Annotated in this window: 14 protein-coding genes and 3 pseudogenes; 12 read left to right on the forward strand and 5 right to left on the reverse strand. The window is 67.8% G+C overall.

Annotated features, from left to right (window positions below; translation table 11 throughout):
• The first annotated feature begins 125 nt into the window (after positions 1 to 125).
• Genes ACLF3G_RS27730 through ACLF3G_RS27770 form a run of 9 tightly spaced genes read left to right on the forward strand, consistent with a single transcriptional unit; the run spans position 126 to position 8556 of the window.
• Positions 126 to 1496 (forward strand): amidase, encoded by a 1371-nt coding sequence (locus tag ACLF3G_RS27730; protein ID WP_430672621.1) that lies wholly within the window; start codon positions 126 to 128, stop codon positions 1494 to 1496.
• A complete protein-coding gene (locus ACLF3G_RS27735) occupies positions 1493 to 1693 on the forward strand; it encodes a hypothetical protein (RefSeq protein WP_430672622.1) in 201 nt (66 codons plus the stop codon). The genes ACLF3G_RS27730 and ACLF3G_RS27735 overlap by 4 nt, the downstream gene beginning before the upstream one ends.
• Before the next feature lie 27 nt (positions 1694 to 1720).
• Positions 1721 to 3280, forward strand: coding sequence for an ABC transporter substrate-binding protein (locus ACLF3G_RS27740; protein ID WP_430672623.1), 1560 nt, complete (start codon positions 1721 to 1723; stop codon positions 3278 to 3280).
• A gap of 3 nt (positions 3281 to 3283) precedes the next feature.
• The gene (locus ACLF3G_RS27745) at positions 3284 to 4225 is read left to right on the forward strand and encodes an ABC transporter permease (protein ID WP_430672624.1); all 942 of its coding nucleotides are present in this window, start codon (positions 3284 to 3286) and stop codon (positions 4223 to 4225) included.
• Entirely contained in the window at positions 4222 to 5100 is an 879-nt protein-coding gene (locus tag ACLF3G_RS27750; protein WP_430672625.1) for an ABC transporter permease, read from the forward strand. The genes ACLF3G_RS27745 and ACLF3G_RS27750 overlap by 4 nt, the downstream gene beginning before the upstream one ends.
• Positions 5100 to 6074 carry an ABC transporter ATP-binding protein gene (locus ACLF3G_RS27755; protein ID WP_430672626.1) on the forward strand — a complete coding sequence of 325 codons (975 nt, stop codon included), beginning with the start codon at positions 5100 to 5102 and terminating at the stop codon, positions 6072 to 6074. Before ACLF3G_RS27750 ends, ACLF3G_RS27755 begins: the two co-directional genes overlap by 1 nt.
• Entirely contained in the window at positions 6071 to 7114 is a 1044-nt protein-coding gene (locus ACLF3G_RS27760) for an ABC transporter ATP-binding protein (protein WP_430672627.1), read from the forward strand. The genes ACLF3G_RS27755 and ACLF3G_RS27760 overlap by 4 nt, the downstream gene beginning before the upstream one ends.
• Entirely contained in the window at positions 7111 to 7740 is a 630-nt protein-coding gene (locus ACLF3G_RS27765; RefSeq protein WP_430672628.1) for an isochorismatase family protein, read from the forward strand. The genes ACLF3G_RS27760 and ACLF3G_RS27765 overlap by 4 nt, the downstream gene beginning before the upstream one ends.
• A gap of 30 nt (positions 7741 to 7770) precedes the next feature.
• Entirely contained in the window at positions 7771 to 8556 is a 786-nt protein-coding gene (locus ACLF3G_RS27770) for a glutaredoxin domain-containing protein (protein WP_430672629.1), read from the forward strand.
• 56 nt (positions 8557 to 8612) lie between these two features.
• Here ACLF3G_RS27770 and ACLF3G_RS27775 read toward each other — a convergent pair.
• A pseudogene (locus tag ACLF3G_RS27775) lies at positions 8613 to 10067 on the reverse strand (IS701 family transposase).
• A 289-nt stretch (positions 10068 to 10356) separates the two neighbouring features.
• Positions 10357 to 10668 (reverse strand): annotated as a pseudogene (locus ACLF3G_RS27780) (transposase); the annotation flags it as partial.
• A gap of 73 nt (positions 10669 to 10741) precedes the next feature.
• Between ACLF3G_RS27780 and ACLF3G_RS27785 the strand changes: the two are divergent.
• Positions 10742 to 11797 (forward strand): IS110 family transposase, encoded by a 1056-nt coding sequence (locus ACLF3G_RS27785; protein WP_430672630.1) that lies wholly within the window; start codon positions 10742 to 10744, stop codon positions 11795 to 11797.
• 265 nt (positions 11798 to 12062) lie between these two features.
• On the opposite strand, the pseudogene ACLF3G_RS27790 reads toward ACLF3G_RS27785, so the two are convergent.
• Together ACLF3G_RS27790 and ACLF3G_RS27795 are read right to left on the reverse strand one after the other, a co-directional pair.
• Positions 12063 to 13112 (reverse strand): annotated as a pseudogene (locus ACLF3G_RS27790) (IS1380 family transposase); the annotation flags it as partial.
• 264 nt (positions 13113 to 13376) lie between these two features.
• Positions 13377 to 14078, reverse strand: coding sequence for a response regulator transcription factor (locus ACLF3G_RS27795; protein ID WP_430672631.1), 702 nt, complete (start codon positions 14076 to 14078; stop codon positions 13377 to 13379).
• Between the two features lie 243 nt (positions 14079 to 14321).
• Here ACLF3G_RS27795 and ACLF3G_RS27800 point away from each other — a divergent pair, with 243 nt between their 5' ends.
• Positions 14322 to 14699 carry a hypothetical protein gene (locus tag ACLF3G_RS27800; RefSeq protein ID WP_430672632.1) on the forward strand — a complete coding sequence of 126 codons (378 nt, stop codon included), beginning with the start codon at positions 14322 to 14324 and terminating at the stop codon, positions 14697 to 14699.
• The gene (locus ACLF3G_RS27805) at positions 14687 to 15700 is read left to right on the forward strand and encodes a sugar transferase (protein ID WP_430672634.1); all 1014 of its coding nucleotides are present in this window, start codon (positions 14687 to 14689) and stop codon (positions 15698 to 15700) included. Before ACLF3G_RS27800 ends, ACLF3G_RS27805 begins: the two co-directional genes overlap by 13 nt.
• Positions 15701 to 15705: 5 nt before the next feature.
• Here the strand turns inward: ACLF3G_RS27805 and ACLF3G_RS27810 are convergent.
• The coding region (locus tag ACLF3G_RS27810) for a hypothetical protein (RefSeq protein WP_430672633.1) at positions 15706 to 15954 on the reverse strand (249 nt) is incomplete at its 5' end.

Here is a 15954-nt window from a genome sequence, read left to right on the forward strand (position 1 = left end):
CCGGTCGTGACGTATCGAGCTTGCATGCAATGCGGGGCTCATGCCTACTATCGGCATCGCTGCAGCGGAGGCCACAGGTGTCCTACCTCCTGACCATGCCGCCCAGCCGGCCACGATAGCCGGGCATGGCAACTGACTCATCGCCCTGCCCGGGCGTTGCCGAAGCCGCCGCCGCCATCGCGGATGGCTCGCTGTCGCCAGTCGCGCTGCTGGAGCAGTGCCTGGCCAGGATCGCCTCGAGAGACGGCGCGCTGCACGCCTTCCACCACCTCGACGTGGAAGGGGCCCGCGGCGCCGCGCGGGATGCCGCGGCCAGCCTCTCCGCCGGCCGCCGGCTTGGACCGCTGCACGGCCTGCCCTTCGGGGTGAAGGACAACTACGACGCCGCCGGCCTGCCCTGCGCCGCCGGGTCCCGCCTGCGCGCCGGGTACGTGCCGGATCGTGATGCGGCGCTGGTCGCGGCGCTGCGCGGCAAGGGCGCGGTGCTGGCCGGCAAGCTCGCCACCTGGGAGTACGGCACCGGCAATGGCGGCGAGTATTTCGACCAGCCCATGCTCCCCGCCCGCAACCCCTGGGATCGCGAGCGCTTCACCGGCGGCTCCTCGACCGGCTGCGGCGTCGCCGTCGCGGAAGGCATGCTGCCCTTCGCCCTGGGCTCCGACACGACGGGGTCCGTCCGCCTGCCGGCGGCGGCGACCGGCACTGTGGGCATCATCCCGACGCCGGGCACGCTGAGCCTGGAGGGCATCCTGCCGAATTGCTGGTCGCTGGACGTCCCGGGCGCCTTCGCCTGGACGGTGCCCGACGTGGCGCTGGTGCTGGAGGCGCTGATGCCCGGCCGGCCGGCGCTGCATGCGGCGACGCAGGCGGACGTGCGCGGCCTGTCCGTGGCCGTGGTGCGCCGGCCCGGCGACGGTCTGCCGGATGCCGATGCGCCTCTGGCGGAGGGCTTCGAGGCCGGGCTGCGCGTGCTGTCCGGCCTCGGCGTGCGGTTGACGGAGGTGACGCTGCCGGTCGCGGCCGCGGATTGCCTGGCGGCGGCACGGCTGATCGGCCCGGCGGAATCCGCCGCCATCCACGAGAAGGAATTGCGTGAGCGGCCCGAGCAGATGGGCCGCGCGCTGCGCGACAAGCTGCTCGCCGGTTCGCTGGTGCGCGCCGTCGACTACCTGGCGGCGCAGCGCCTGCGACGGGTGGTGGCGGAGGGCATGGCGGCGCTGATGGCGCGCTTCGACGTGCTGGTCACCTACGGCACGCTGCACCTGCCGCCGCGCCTCGGCGTGGAGCCGGAAAGCACCGCCTTCACGCTCGAGACGATGCTGACGCCTTTCAACCTCGCGGGGCTTCCGGCCCTGGTCCAGTGCACCGGGTTCTCCGATGCCGGCCTGCCGCTGCACTGGCAGATGGCGGCGCGGCGTGGCGGGGAGGCGACGCTGCTGCGCCTCGCCGCCGCCTACGAGGCCGCGACACCCTGGCGCAGCCGGAGGCCGGCATGAGCACCGAGGCCACAGCCGCTGAAATCGCGGCCTTCGTGCAGCGGCACGGATTGCAGAAGCTGTCGGAGGCGGATCGCGCGCGCCTGCGCGAGCTGGCGCCGGCCATCGCGCGCCTTGGCCAGGCGGTGCCCAGGACCGCGCGCAAGGACCTGGCGCCACTGCCGCCACCGGGCACAGACCGTCCGGGCATCGACTGAACGATAAACAAGGGAAAAGGGGCAATCATGTCTGGATCAGCAACACCGTTCATCAGCCGGCGCGGCATCGCCGCCGCGATCGGCGCCATCGGCGCCACGGCCGCCCTCGGTGCGCCTAGGGCCCAGGGTCAGGCACCATCGCGCAGCCTGCGGGTCCGCTTCGGCGCAGACATCTCGCAGCTCGACCCGGCCCGCATTTTCCAGATCGAGAATCAATCCATCGCCGGCCATGTCTACAACGGGCTGGTGAAGTACGATCAGGCGACGAACGAGATCGTCGACGACATCTCGACCGGGCACGAGGTGTCCAGCGACGGCAAGACCTGGACCTTCAGGCTGCGGCCCAACGTCACCTGGCACAAGAACTTCGGCGCCTTCACCTCGGACGACGTGAAGTTCACCTTCGAGCGTATCCTAGACCCGGCGACGGCCAGCGCCTATCGCGGCCAGCTCGCCGGGCTGGTCGAGATCCGCGCGCCGGATCCGATGACGGTGCAGTTCGTGCTGGAGGCGCCGAACGCCGGCTTCCTGCACAAGCTGTGTGCCTTCAACCAGGGCTGGCTGGTGTCCCGCCGCGCCGTTACCGAACTTGGCGAGCGCTACGCGCTGAACCCCATCGGCACCGGCCCCTTCGTGTTCGAGCGCTGGACCGCCGGCAACGAGGTGCGGCTTTCTGCCAATGCGCAGTATTTTGGCGGCGCGCCGGCGCTGTCCGAGGTCATCTTTCGCATCATCCGGGACGAAACGGCGGCCGCAATTGCGCTGGAGAACCGCGAGATCGACATCTTCTTCTCGCTGCAACAGCCAGAGGTGATCGATCGCCTGCGCCGCACACAGGGGGTGACCCTGCTGGACCGCGCCTCCAACAACACAGTCAACCTGGTACTGAACACCACGGTCGGTCCGCTGCGCGACGTGCGCGTGCGCCGCGCTATGGCGCATGCGATGAACCGCAAGGCACTGGTGGACGGCTTCTTCCGCGGCACCAAGTTCGAAGCGCGCAGCGTGCTGACCTCCACCTTCCAGGACTTCACCGAGGAAGGCGTGCCCGCCCACCCCTACGACCCAGACCGCGCCCGCGCCCTGCTGCGGGAGGCCGGCGTCTCGAACTTTCGGTTCGAGATCACGACGGTCGCGCTGAATCCCTACGACCGTTTCCCGGTGCCGCTGGCCAACGACCTGCAGCAGGTCGGCATCCAGGCGACGGTGCGCGTGCTGGACCGCGGCGCCTACCTGCAGGCCCGGTCCTCCGGCAACGTGCAGTCCTGCGTCACCGCCGTCGTCGGGCCACCGGACCCGGACACGCCCCTGGTCACGCTGTACCACACGCGGTCCCACCCGCCGGGGCTCAACACCTCCCGCTACACCGGCGTCGATGACCTGCTGGCCAGCGCCTCGGCGGAGCTGGATGCGGCGAAGCGGAAGGCCGTCAACCAGCAGATCCTGGCGCGGACGATGACCGACATCCCGGTCATCCCGCTGTTCGCGGACCGGCTGTTCGTGGCGCATGGCGCCGCGGTGCAGGGCTTCGTGCAGAACAGCCTGTTCACCGTGAATGTCGCCTCGGTCTCGTTGCGGGGCACCTGAGGCGTGCTGCGCCATATCGGCCAATGCCTGGTGCAACTGGCCGTCGCCATGGTCGGGATCGTCACGGTGGCGTTCTTCCTGGTGCGCGCCATCCCGGGCGATCCCGCGCTGTACATGCTGGGCGACTTCGCGACGGCGGAGTCCCTGGCGACGCTGCGGGCGCGCCTCGGCCTCGACCTGCCGGTATGGGAACAGTACTTCATCTTCCTAGGCCGGGCGCTGCACGGCGACCTCGGCGCCTCCGTCGTCACCGGGCAGCCGGCGCTGGCGGAGATCCTGGCCGGCGTGCCGTCCTCGGCCTCCCTTGCCATCACCGGCATTGGCATCGCCATCCTCATCGGCGTGCCGCTCGGCATCATCGCGGCGGTGCGGCAGGGAAGCTGGGCGGATGCGGCGGTGATGGTGGCGGCGCTCGGCGGCATCTCCTTCCCGGTGTTCTGGGTCGGGCTGGTCGCGATCCTGCTGCTGTCGCATCAGGTTCCGCTGTTCCCGACGCTCGGCGCGTCCTCCGACCCCGGCTTCTGGACCGGGCTGCACCACCTGGCGCTGCCGGCGATCGTGCTGGGCGTGTCGGTGGCGGCCTACATCGCGCGCCTCACCCGCTCCGCCATGCTGGAGGTGCTGGGCCAGGACTTCATTCGGGTGGCCCGCGCCATGGGCGTGCCGGAACGCCGCATCGTCTGGCGGCTGGCCCTGCGCAACGCGGTCATTCCCATTCTCGCCGTCATCGGCGTCACCTTCGCCTGGTCGCTCGGCAACGCGATCCTGGTCGAGGTGGTGTTCAGCCGGCCGGGCCTCGGCTCCACCATCCTCAAAGCGATCCTGGCGCGCGACTACCAGCTCGTGCAGGCCGGCGTGCTGGTACTGGCGGCGGCCGTGGTGCTGGTGAACGTGGCGCTGGACCTGCTGTACGGGGTGATCGACCCGCGGCTGAGGGCGGCATGAGCGCCAGCCTGACCGTGGCCGCGCGCCGGCGCGCCAGCCTCCGCCGCTACACCCGCCATCCCGGCTTCATGGTCGGCATCGTGCTACTGGTGCTGCTGCTGCTGGTGGCGCTGGCTGCGCCGATCCTGGCGCCGCATTCGCCGACGCGGACGGACCTGATGCAGACGCTGGCAGCGCCTTCGGCGACCTATCCGCTTGGCACCGACCAGTTCGGCCGCTGCGTCCTGTCCCGGCTGATCTGGGGCGCGCGCATCTCGCTCCAGGTCGGCTTCTTCGTGGTGCTGATCTCACTGAGCATCGGCACCCTGATCGGCGCCGTGGCGGGCTTCGCCGGTGGCTGGGTGGAGCGTGTCATTGTCGCCCTCAACGACATCCTGCTGGCCTTCCCGTCCTTCCTGCTGGCGCTCGCGCTGGTGGCGGCGCGCGGCAACTCGCTCGATTCCATCATCCTCGCCGTCGCCATCGCCTACACGCCGCGCATCGCCGCGGTGATGCGCTCCGTCGTGCTGACGATCCGGCCACGGCCCTTCATCGAGGCCTCGCACGCCATCGGCATGACGCCGCTGCGCGTGCTGCTGCGCCACGTCATCCCGAACGCGCTGCCGCCGGTGATCGTGGTGGCGACGGTGAGCGCGGCGACCGCGATCCTGGCGGAGGCGGGGCTTTCCTTCCTCGGCCTCGGCGTGCAGCCGCCGACGCCGACCTGGGGCAACGTGATCGCGGAAGGACAGACGGCCATCACCTCGAACCCGCTGATCTCGCTGTCCGCCGGCCTCTGCATCGCAGTCACGGTCATCGCGCTGAACCTGCTGGGCGACGGCCTGCGCGACACGCTGGACCCGCAGATGCGCCGCAACACCGGCAAGCTGCTGTGATGCCGCCGATCCTCGACATCAGGGGCCTGACCACCGCATTCCCGGGCGAGACGGGCCGGCAGGTCCTGGTCGACGACGTGTCGCTGCAGGTGTCGCCGGGCGAGATCCTCGCTGTGGTCGGCGAATCCGGCTCCGGCAAGACCATGACCTTCCTGTCGGCGCTCGGACTGGTGCCGCGTCCCGGACGCGTCGTTGGGGGCCAGGCCCTGCTGGACGGCGAGGATCTGCTGCGGCTGCAGCCGGAAGCCCTGCGCCGTGCCCGTGGCGCGCGGATCGCCATGGTGTTCCAGGACCCGCTGACCGGTCTCAACCCGGTGTTCCCAGTCGGCGACCAGATCATCGAGGTGTTGCGCGCGCATCTGCCGATCGGGCGGCGGGAGGCGCGCGCCCGCGCCATCTCCCTGCTCGGCCGCGTCCAGATCCCGGACGCATCGCGACGCGTGGATGACTACCCGCACCAGTTCTCCGGCGGCATGCGCCAGCGCGTGCTGATCGCCATGGCGATCGCGCTCGGTCCCAAGGTGCTGATCTGCGACGAACCGACCACGGCGCTGGACGTGACGGTCCAGGCGCAGGTGCTGGAACTGCTGGCGGAGTTGCGGCGGGAAACCGGGATGGCGATGGTGCTGGTGACGCACGACCTCGGCGTCGTCGCCCGCCATGCGGATCGCATCGCGGTGATGTATGCCGGCCGCGTGGTCGAGACAGGTGCCATCGACACCGTCTTCGCCCACACCCGGCATCCCTACACCGCCAGCCTGTTCCGCAGCGTCCCCGAACTGGACGGGCCGGCCGGCGAGGCGCTGCGCCCGATCGAGGGCCAGCCACCCGATCCGGCGGCGCGCCCGCCCGGCTGCGCCTTCGAGCCGCGTTGCTTCGTGGGCCACGGCCGCGCACGCTGCCGGACGGAGCGGCCAGCACTGGTCGAGAGCGCCGCCTGCCACTTCTCCGCCGAGCTGGAGACCGCGGAATGACCACACCGCCGCTGCTCGAGGTCGAGGCCCTGGAAAAGCGCTTCGGCGGCGGCACCACGCTGTTCGGCGCGGCGAAGCCCGTGGTCCGCGCTGTGGACGACCTGTCCTTTACTTTGCATCGAGGCGAGACACTGGGCATCGTCGGCGAGACCGGTAGCGGGAAAAGCACGCTTGCCCGCTTGGTGCTGCAACTCATCCGACCGAGCGCCGGTCGTATCCGCTTCGAGGGCCAGGACGTCACCAGCCACTCGGCCGCGCAGGTGCGGGCCCTGCGCCGGCGGATGCAGATGGTGTTCCAGGATCCGTACGGATCGCTCGACCCGCGCATGACGGCCGGCTCGATCATCGCGGAGCCGCTGGCCGTGCATGGCACGCCGGCTGGCGAGATCGCGGAGCGCGTCGCGGAGGTGATGCGCCAGGTGGGGCTTTCCCCTGCTATGGCGGACCGCTACCCGCACGAATTCTCCGGCGGGCAGCGGCAACGCATCGGCATCGCGCGCGCGGTGGCGCTGGCGCCGGCCCTGCTGGTGCTGGACGAGCCGGTCTCGGCGCTGGATGTCTCGGTGCAGGCGCAAATCCTGAACCTGCTGCGGGATCTGCAATCGCGTCTCGGCCTTGCCTACCTGTTCATCGCGCACGACTTGGCAGTGGTGCGCCATGTCAGCGACCGTGTCGCGGTGATGTACCTCGGCCGCATTGTCGAGACGGCGCCGCGCGACGCGCTGTATGGCGCGCCGCGGCATCCCTACACCGTTTCACTGCTTTCCGCCGTGCCCCTAGCCGACCCGGCGCGGGAACGGCGGCGCAAGCGCATCCTGCTGCATGGCGAGATCGGCAGCGCGACGGCGCTGCCAAGCGGGTGCCGCTTCCACCCGCGCTGCTTCCGGGCCCGCCTAGTCGCTGCCGCCATGGCGGACACCGTGCCGGCGGCCGGCGCGATGCTGCCACGCGCCTGTGTGGAGCGGCCGCCCGAACTGGCGCCAGCCGATACGGCCGGCCACCTCATCGCCTGCCACTATCCAGAGGAGGCCAACGCATGAGCGTAACCCGCGAGGACAACTACAAGGACGTGTTCGACGGTCGCATCGGCTTCGGGCGCAGGCCGGCCATCGTCGTCATCGACTTCACCCTGGCCTACACCACGCCCGGCGCGCCCTTCTTCGCAGCCGGCGTGGTGGACGCGGTACGCGAGACGGTGCCGCTGCTGGAAGCGGCGCGCGCGGCCGCGGTGCCGGTGATCTACACCAAGGTGCTGTACCATCCCTCGGGCCGCGACGGCGGCATGTTCATGCGCAAGGTTCCGGCCTTGGCGTTGATGGTGCCGGGCGAGAAGCTGGCCGAGATCGATCCCGTGGTTGCGCCGCATGAGGCCGATATCGTCATCGTCAAACAGTATCCCAGCCCCTTCTTTGGAACGTCGCTCGGCGCCCTGCTGACGGCGGAGGGGATCGACACGCTGATCCTGACGGGCTGCTCGACCAGCGGCTGCGTGCGCGCGGGGGCCATCGACGGCGTCCAGCACGGCTTCCGTGTCATCGTGCCGCGCGAATGCGTCGGCGATCGGCATGAGGGGCCGCATGACGCGAACCTGTTCGATATCAACGCGAAGTACGGGGACGTGCTGCCGAAGGCGGAGGTGATCGATTACCTCCGTGGCCTCGGCTGACGCGTCGTCCACATCTGGGAGGAATACGACATGAGGAGCGACGACAGCATCCGCGTCTATTGGATGACCGGCTGCACGAGCTGCCTGCGCACCAAGGAATTCCTGACGCGCCACAAGGTGAGTTTCCTGTCCCGCAACGTACTCGAGGATCCGGAGGCCTATGCGGAGCTGGAGGAGTTTGGGCTGCGCCAAGTGCCCATCGTCACGCGCGGCGACGAGTGGGTGAACGGCCAGGTGCTGGCCGACGTGGCGCGCATCGCCGGCATCCCCTGGGGCGGATCGAAGCTGCTGCCGGTAGCGGAACTGCGTCGGCGACTTGAGACAATGTTGTCCGCCACCGATCGGTTCCTGGCGCAGATGCCGGAGGAGCAGCTGGCGCGCAACCTGCCGAACCGACCGCGCTCCTATGCCGATCTTGCCTACCACATCTACAACATCGCTGATGCCTTCCTAGAGCACGAGGACGGCATTCCCCTGACATTCGAGAGCTACAACCGCGTGCCGATGCAGGGCGAGGGCACCCGGCGAACGCTGATCGCCTACGGCCGTGATGTCCAGGCACGGCTATCCACCTGGTTCGAGGGGCCGGGCCGTAGCCGCGACTGGGCGTCGCGTGCCGCTGTTTATTACGGCGACCAGACGCTGCACGAGTTCCTGGAGCGGACGACCTGGCATGCAGGGCAACATGTGCGGCAGATCATGTGGGTACTGGAGGGGCTCGGCATCGCACCAGACGGCAAGCTGGGGCCGGAAGTTTTTGTGGGTTTGCCGATGCCGGTCCAGATTTGGGATGACATGGCTGCTCAACCAACCTGAGGGCAGAGCGTTCGAAGTGGAGTTGCTTGCGTCGGCATCATTAACTTGTGTGGGATCTAGCACGCGGGGCTAAGCCCTGATACTACTGTGTCACATAATAGTGGCGCTGGGTGAGGCGGTGGCAGCAAGGACAGCGCAGCATTCTGAGGGCAAGTTCGCGAGCGATGCGAAGGCGCATGGTGGTGATGGAATTGGCGACGTGGCGTTCAGGTCGGACCGGCGGCACCCCTTGGTCGGTATGTTTTGGGAATGTCAGGCGTTTGGATGAACGGGGTGCTGCGTTCTGCTGAGGGGGGAATCGCCGCCCGTTCGGCGATCAGGAAACCGTAGGCTGCGATGCAGAGGCTGGCGTGGTGGTGAAAGCCACGCCAGCCGCGGCCCTCATAGTGGCCAAGGCCGATCTCTTGCTTCATCTCCTGGTAATCGCGCTCGATGCGCCAGCGCAGCATGGCATGGCGGACCAGGCTGGTGCGGCTGGTATTGGCGGGCAGCGTCGAGAGCCAGAATTTGGTGGGCTCGGCTTCACCAACGGGCCATTCGATCAGGCACCACTCCTCGGCTCGTGGCGTGGCAGCCTTGTAGTCGCGGTGGGCGGGACGGACGCGGACGGCGGCAAAGCGCGAGGCAAGTGGGGCGTTCGTGCCCTGGCGCCAGGTCACCCGGCGCCAGGCCTCCTTGGGCAGCCCCGTGGCGATGTCCTTGGCCGCGACGGGCTTATGGGCGCTGCGGCCGACGCGGGTCGGCGGCCGCCCCCGCCCGCTCCAGGGTTTCACCGGCAGCGGTGCCTGGCCCGGCGGCCAGAGGCTGGCGGATGATTGGATGCCGACGACGTAGGTCAGGCCCAGGGCGGTGATGCCGTCGCGGAACTCGGTGTCCACGCCACAGCCCGCATCGGCCAGCACGATGCCGGGCGGGATGCCATCGGCCTGCGCCGTGCGGATCTGTTCGAGGGCAATCTGCGGCTTGGTGGCGAAGCGCAGGTCGTCGGGCACGCCAGCCTTGCTGCGCCGCTCGGCATCCTCGGCCCAGGCCTGCGGCAGGTACAGACGCCAAGCCACCGGCAGGCTGGCATGCTCGTTGGCGACGGAGAGGCGGACGGCGACCTGGCAGTTGTCCTGCTTGCCGAGTTGGCCGCAGTACTGCCGCGCCACGCCGACGGAGTGCTTGCCCTTCTTGGGGAAGCCAGTGTCGTCGATGATCCAGGCCTGGATCGGCCCGTGCTGCTGGATGGCGGGCAGCACGCGGGCGCGCACCACGGCGAGCACGGCCGCGTCGGACCAATCGGCCTTGGCGATCAGGTGGTGCAGCGATTGATGCGCGGCCTGGACCCTCCCAGGCTCGACGCGCGCGGCCATCGGCTCGATGCTCTTGCGCTCGCCCGGCAGCAGCAGGCCTGCGCAGTAGCGCCGAGCCGGGGCGACGCGGTCGGCATGGCCGAGGGCCGCGCCAAGCGCCTCGACATAGGCTGAAAACCGCGATTCACTGTCGCCCAGCGCGGATGAGACAACCACGGACCCGCCTCGACGTGCATGAACCCCCACACGTACGAAGACAGCTCCGCGTTACGCAAGCATTTTATGACACAGTAGTACTAAATATTGCAGCCGACGCGTCGCCATCTCGATTAGCCCGCATAATTCGTGAGGCATGTCGGAGTGCGCGGACGTCGGGCGGCAGGCTTTGGAGGCGAGACGTGGTCGCGTTCGATCCTCGCCGGCGTTGCCGGCGGCTTCGTGGTGCGTATCGCGGTGCTGGCGGGTGGCGGTGTCTGGGGCTTGATCGGGGCGTCCGCCCCGTTGCTCAGCAGGTCAGGCGCGGCAGACGTTCGAGCGCGAGGCGCAGGATGGCCTTATCGGGACAGGCGCTCGGCAGGTGCAGCATGACGCGGGTCTTCAGCGCGACGACGCGCGTGGCGAGCTTCACCAGGCGCAGCCGCAGCGTGTCGAACTGCGCGACGCGCCAGGTAGATCGCTTCGGCATCAGGCTGCGCAGCGACGACAGCAGCCAGTAGGCGCCGGTGTGCAGCAGCAGGCGGAACTGGTTGGCGGTGGCGCGGCAGCACGAGGTGCGGTCGGCGGCGAGATGGCACTTCCAGGCCTTAATGTGATGTGGTGGACGGCCCCCAGCGGCATCCTGTGCCAAGCTCGGAGCTGTTGAAGGCATCGAGCGAAAGGAGCCGTCCACCATGAAGACTACTGCAAACGCCCTCGTCGTCACCATCGGCCTCGACATCGCCAAGAACTTCTTCCAGGTGCACGAGATCGACGCCACCGGCCAGGTCGTGCTGCGCCGCAAGCTCAGCCGCGGCGACGTGCTCCGCTTCTTCGAGGCGCAGCCCAAGGCGCTGGTCGGCATCGAAGCGTGCGGGACCGGCCATTATTGGGCCCGCGAGATCACTGCGCTCGGGCACGAAGTGAAGCTGTTACCGCCCACCTACGTGAAGGCCTACGTCAAGCGCGGTAAAACCGACGCCGCCGATGCGGAGGCGATCTGCGAGGCGGTCACGCGGCCCACCATGCACTTCGTGCCGATCAAGTCGCCCGAGCAGCAGGCGGCACTGATGATGCACCGCTCTCGCGAGCTGCTGGTCGGGCAGCGGACTGCGCTGGTGAACGCACTCCGCGGCCACCTTGCCGAACTCGGCATCGTCACCGCCAAGGGCATCCACCGGGTCGCCGATCTTGTGGCGGAACTGGTCGGGGCGGGGAACACCAAGATACCGCCCCTGGCCCGCGCCTCACTGTGCTGTCTCGCCGCCGAAATCGAGGCGGTGGAGATGCAGATCGAGGAGCTCGAGGCACTCATCATCGAGTGGCACAAGAGCAATGAAGCCAGCCGGCGGTTGGCGAAGATCCCGGGCGTCGGACCAATCACGGCCTCGGCTGTGGTCGCCACGATCGGCGATGCCTCGAACTTCACCTCACCCCGACACCTCTCGGCCGCCCTGGGGCTGACGCCGCGGCAGAACAGCAGTGGCGGCAAGGCTAGGCAGGGTAGCATCTCCAAGGCGGGGAACACCTATCTGCGGCGCCTGCTGTTCATCGGCGCGATCGCAGTGATCCGCAGCAAGCGGGCGCAGGAGGCCAGCAGCTGGCTGGCGCGGCTGCTCGAGCGCCGGCCGCTGAAGGTCGTTGCCATCGCGCTGGCGAACAAGACCGTGCGCGTCATTTGGGCGATGCTCCAGGGTGGTGAGGCTTATCGTGCGGGCAAAGCGGCGCCGCTGAGCGTCATGCCCGCGTAGAGGTCAGGAGCTTCCTCACCGGGATCGCCGCGCCGGTGGGGCGTGAGGGCGAACGTGAGGTAATGGCGAAACGGTCGATACCGAGGCCCCGCAGAACCCGAGAAAACCAAAGCGTCTTTGAACGCGCTGCATGTGATCGGGAGCAGGGTCGCGGATTACATCAGGGCCCGCGGTCATCGGTACCGCACATTGAGGCCGGACACATGACCGCACCCGACCGCGGCGCCAGAACACCACATCGCCCTTGCATCGAAGGGGCCGTCCACACATGGTTTTCGGCTTGGCCGCGCCGGCAATAGAGATCCTCGTAGATCGTGCGCGCCGATCCGGCGGCGAGGTTGGTGACGACGAAGCGCGTGTCGGTGCCCTGCGGCCCAGCCTCGACGCGGGCAATGATCCGCTCGACGCGGGTCCAACTGGCAGCGCTGTCGTGGAATTCCTTGTAGCGCCGCAGCTTGTCGCCGCCTCGCGCGCCCGTATGGCGACGCGCGGTGCTGACCTCCAGCGTCTCGACATGGCAGTGCAGCGTCGTTGTGGCGGCGACGCCCAGCAGGAAATCGACGCGCGCCGCGCGGCAGAAATCCAGCACCTCCGGCGCGCAATAGTGACTATCGGCGCGGATGAGGATCTCGACGCGCGGCCAGTGGCTGCGGATCTCGCGCACCAGGCGGCGCAGGAGGTTGCGCGCCTCGGCGCCGGTCGGACGCCTGGCCGGGCGCAGCATGGCGGCCACGGGTCGGCCCTCGTTGTCGAAGACGATGATCGGCTGGAAGCCGTATTCGTCGTAGTAGGCGTTGAACAGCCGCAGTTGCTGCCCGCCATGGACGGCGTCGAAGGTGTCGTCGATGTCGAGCGTGATGCGGCGCGGCACCTGGCGGAAACTGGCGCAGTAGAGCCCCAACATGGCGCGCGCCATGCGGACCAGCGCCCGCGGGCCCGGCGTATTCTCCAGGCGCGAGATCGTCGGCTGCGAGCAGAGCGCGGCCGCGCCAGGCAGGCGCCCATTGGCGAGCTTGAACAGCGGATCGTGGCGCAGGCTGTCGGCATCGTTGCCGTCCTCGTAGCCGGCGGCGATCATCAGCAGGCGGAAGCGCAGCATCTCGGCGAGGCCATGCTGGATGCGCTCGGGCATGCGTGGATCATCGATGCACGCGGCGAGGCGCCGGGCCACGTCGAGGCGCGCCTCGACCTCACGCAGCGCCAGCAGACCGCCATTGGACGAGAGGGATCCGTTGTCGAAGCGGGCGATGATGGGTTTGTCGGCGACCGGTGACAGGCCCGGCAGGGGCAGCGTAACGTCGGGGGCGGTGGGCATGGTGTCCGGAAACGGCAGGGTTCTGGGTTCGCAGCCGAATCCTATGGCCATTCAACGGCTTGCACCATGCCCGACAACCCTCATGAATTTTCCAGGCTAGGAAGCGGGGACGTCCATCCCATCATGACCGCACCCGTGCCCTCGGTACCGCCGCCATGCCCGAACACCTTGACCCGCAGGAGGCATCCACAAATGACGGACGCCCCTTTGTTTCGATGCGGATATTCCAAACCCTAAAAGTCTGCCCGCATTTTCTGACTCTATTCAGCTCCCCAGCGTCAGGCCGTAGCTACCACTACGGGTCAGCAGCAGGGCAGGGTTGGACGGATCAAGCTCAATCTTTTGGCGGAGGCGGTAGATGTGTGTCTCGAGAGTGTGGGTGCTAACCGCGTTGTTATACCCCCAGACCTCGTTCAGCAGGATCTGCCGCTCCACCGGCTGACCACCTGCGCCGTAGAGGTACTTCAGGACTTCGGCCTCTTTTTGGGTCAAGCGAATTTTGCGGTTGCCTGCGGTGTCCAGCAGCATTCTGGTGGATGGTCGGAAAGTGTAATGGCCGACCTCAAAGGTGGCGTCCTCGGATGTGTCAAATACCCGCAGCTGCGCCCGCAGTCGCGCCATCAACTCGGAAATCCGGAATGGCTTGGCGATGTAGTCGTTGGCGCCCGCGTCCAGGCCGCGGACGATGTCCTGTTCGCCGTGCACGCCGGTGAGCATCAGGATCGGCATGCGGTGCCCCTGCTTTCGCAGCCGCGCGCAGAGATCTCGGCCATCGCCATCCGGCAGTCCGATGTCGAGGACGATCGCGTCGTAGCGAGCGTGAGGCACGCGGAGTAGGGTCTCAGCTTCGGCCGCGGTTGCAGCTTCATCAATCAGGAAGGCGCCGTCGAGCCGCATTTCCTCGACGAGCGTCTCACGCAGGCCAATGTCATCTTCGATGACGAGAACAGGGCGTGGGGGCGGCAAAGAAACCTCCTGTGAATCAGTCAGCTATGCGTTGTTGGAATTCTAAAGGAAACAATATTTCTTATATGTCATATTTTGTCATTTGTGTTGAATTAAGCGTTATCTATCGGATGCTTCGCCCGATCCTGCTACGCTGCCTTCGTCCACAGGCTGACGCTTGGGAACCTGATCGCGTCGGCTTCTCGATCTCCATGAATTGGTCTCCGCCAGCCTGGAGGCACGCACCACGACAGCGGAGCCGACATGATCAAATCAGCCCGCCGCGGACCAACAGCTGGTCTTGTCCTTTGTCTGCTGGACACGGCCCTTTTGGCTTTGGCTTGGCGCGTGGCGACGCTTTTGGCCGGAGGCGATCCACCTGGGATCAGCGGACTGTTCTTTCCCGCAGCCGCCCTGCTGTTTCTCTACGCCCTGGGCTTGTATCGGCGTGAGGCGCTCATCGAGATCCGTCGATCGCTCGGACGGCTGCCAGCGGCCGCCGCCTTTGGCAGCCTTACGGCCTGGGGAGCTTTGTCCGTCCTGCCGAGCGGTTTGGCAGCCCGGACCTACACTTACACTTTGCTGCATCTGTGCCGTGCTTCGCAGCGGCGGGCCTGGCCGCACGCTTGGTGTTCTTCCTGATTTGTCGGCGAGGTGCCTTCCGACGCCGGCTCCTAATCATCGGTGCAGGCCGCCGCGCCTGGGACCTGGTCTGGCTGCTGCGGCGAGAAGGACGGACCCTGGCCTTCGACGTGGCGTTCCTGCACGGGCAAGGCATGGGCGAGGTGGATCCACGTCTGGCTGCCGAACCTGGGAGCAGTGTCTTCCTGTCCAGCGGTTCCATCCTCGCTACGGTCCGCGGCCTCGACCCCGACCAGATCGTAGTAGCACCGGACGAGCGCCGCGGACTGGCCCTGGAGAGCCTGCTCGCCTGCAAGATGGCGGGATACCCCGTGAGCGAGTATGCGCAGTTCCTGGAGAGGGAGATCGGGCGGATCGATCTCAAGCGCCTTGACCTGGGCTGGCTTCTCTACTCCAGCGGATTCACGATTAGGATGGTCGACCGCGTGTCGAAGCGCGCACTCGATATCTTCGTGAGCGCGACCTTGCTGCTTTTCGTCGCGCCAACGCTTTTATGCGCCGCCATGGCGGTCAAGCTCATCGATCGCGGGCCCGTCCTCGGTCGGCAGCCCCATGTCACGCGCGCCGGCCGTGTCTTCGGCATGATGAAGCTGCGCACAACCGCCACGCGGGCAGGAGCCCAGCCTGCCGAACTGGCAGGCATGCGAAAGCCGCGCGTCACGTCGGTCGGGCAGTTCCTGCACCGCATGCGGCTTGATGATGTGCCGCAGCTTGTGAATGTCCTGAAGGGTGAGATGTCACTGGTCGGTCCTCAGGCCGATTGTCCCGAGCTGGCCCGGGATTTCGCTGCCAAGCTGCCCCTGTATGCGGAACGGCACCTCGTGCGCCCCGGCCTCACCGGCTGGGCGCAGATCAACTACCCCAGTGGGACGTCGCTAAACGCGGCGCGATCGAAGCTGAGCTACGACCTGTTTTACGTAAAGAACTTCGGGATCGGGTTCGACCTGCTGATCATGCTGCAGACCTTGCGGGCGGTGTTCTGGCCTGACGAGCTCCGGTAGTGCCTTTACCCGATCAGCCAGAAGAACCCCGCCAGGATGGCCAGCCACAGCAGTATCGACACCGCAGCAATCAGGGGCAGGGCAGTCCGTGCGCGGAGGCGGTCCGGGAGGGCCGGTGCCAAAGCAAGGTCGACGAGCGGAACTCTGACGCCTTGGGATCGGGACATTGCTTCCTCCTGCATATGATAAAAATGCAGAACGATTGCGCCGAGCGCAAGGATTTTCGGGGCGCCCGCAATGATCTGCGGCCTCAA

Source organism: Falsiroseomonas sp. HC035, assembly GCF_050563525.1.
Classification (GTDB): domain Bacteria; phylum Pseudomonadota; class Alphaproteobacteria; order Acetobacterales; family Acetobacteraceae; genus Falsiroseomonas.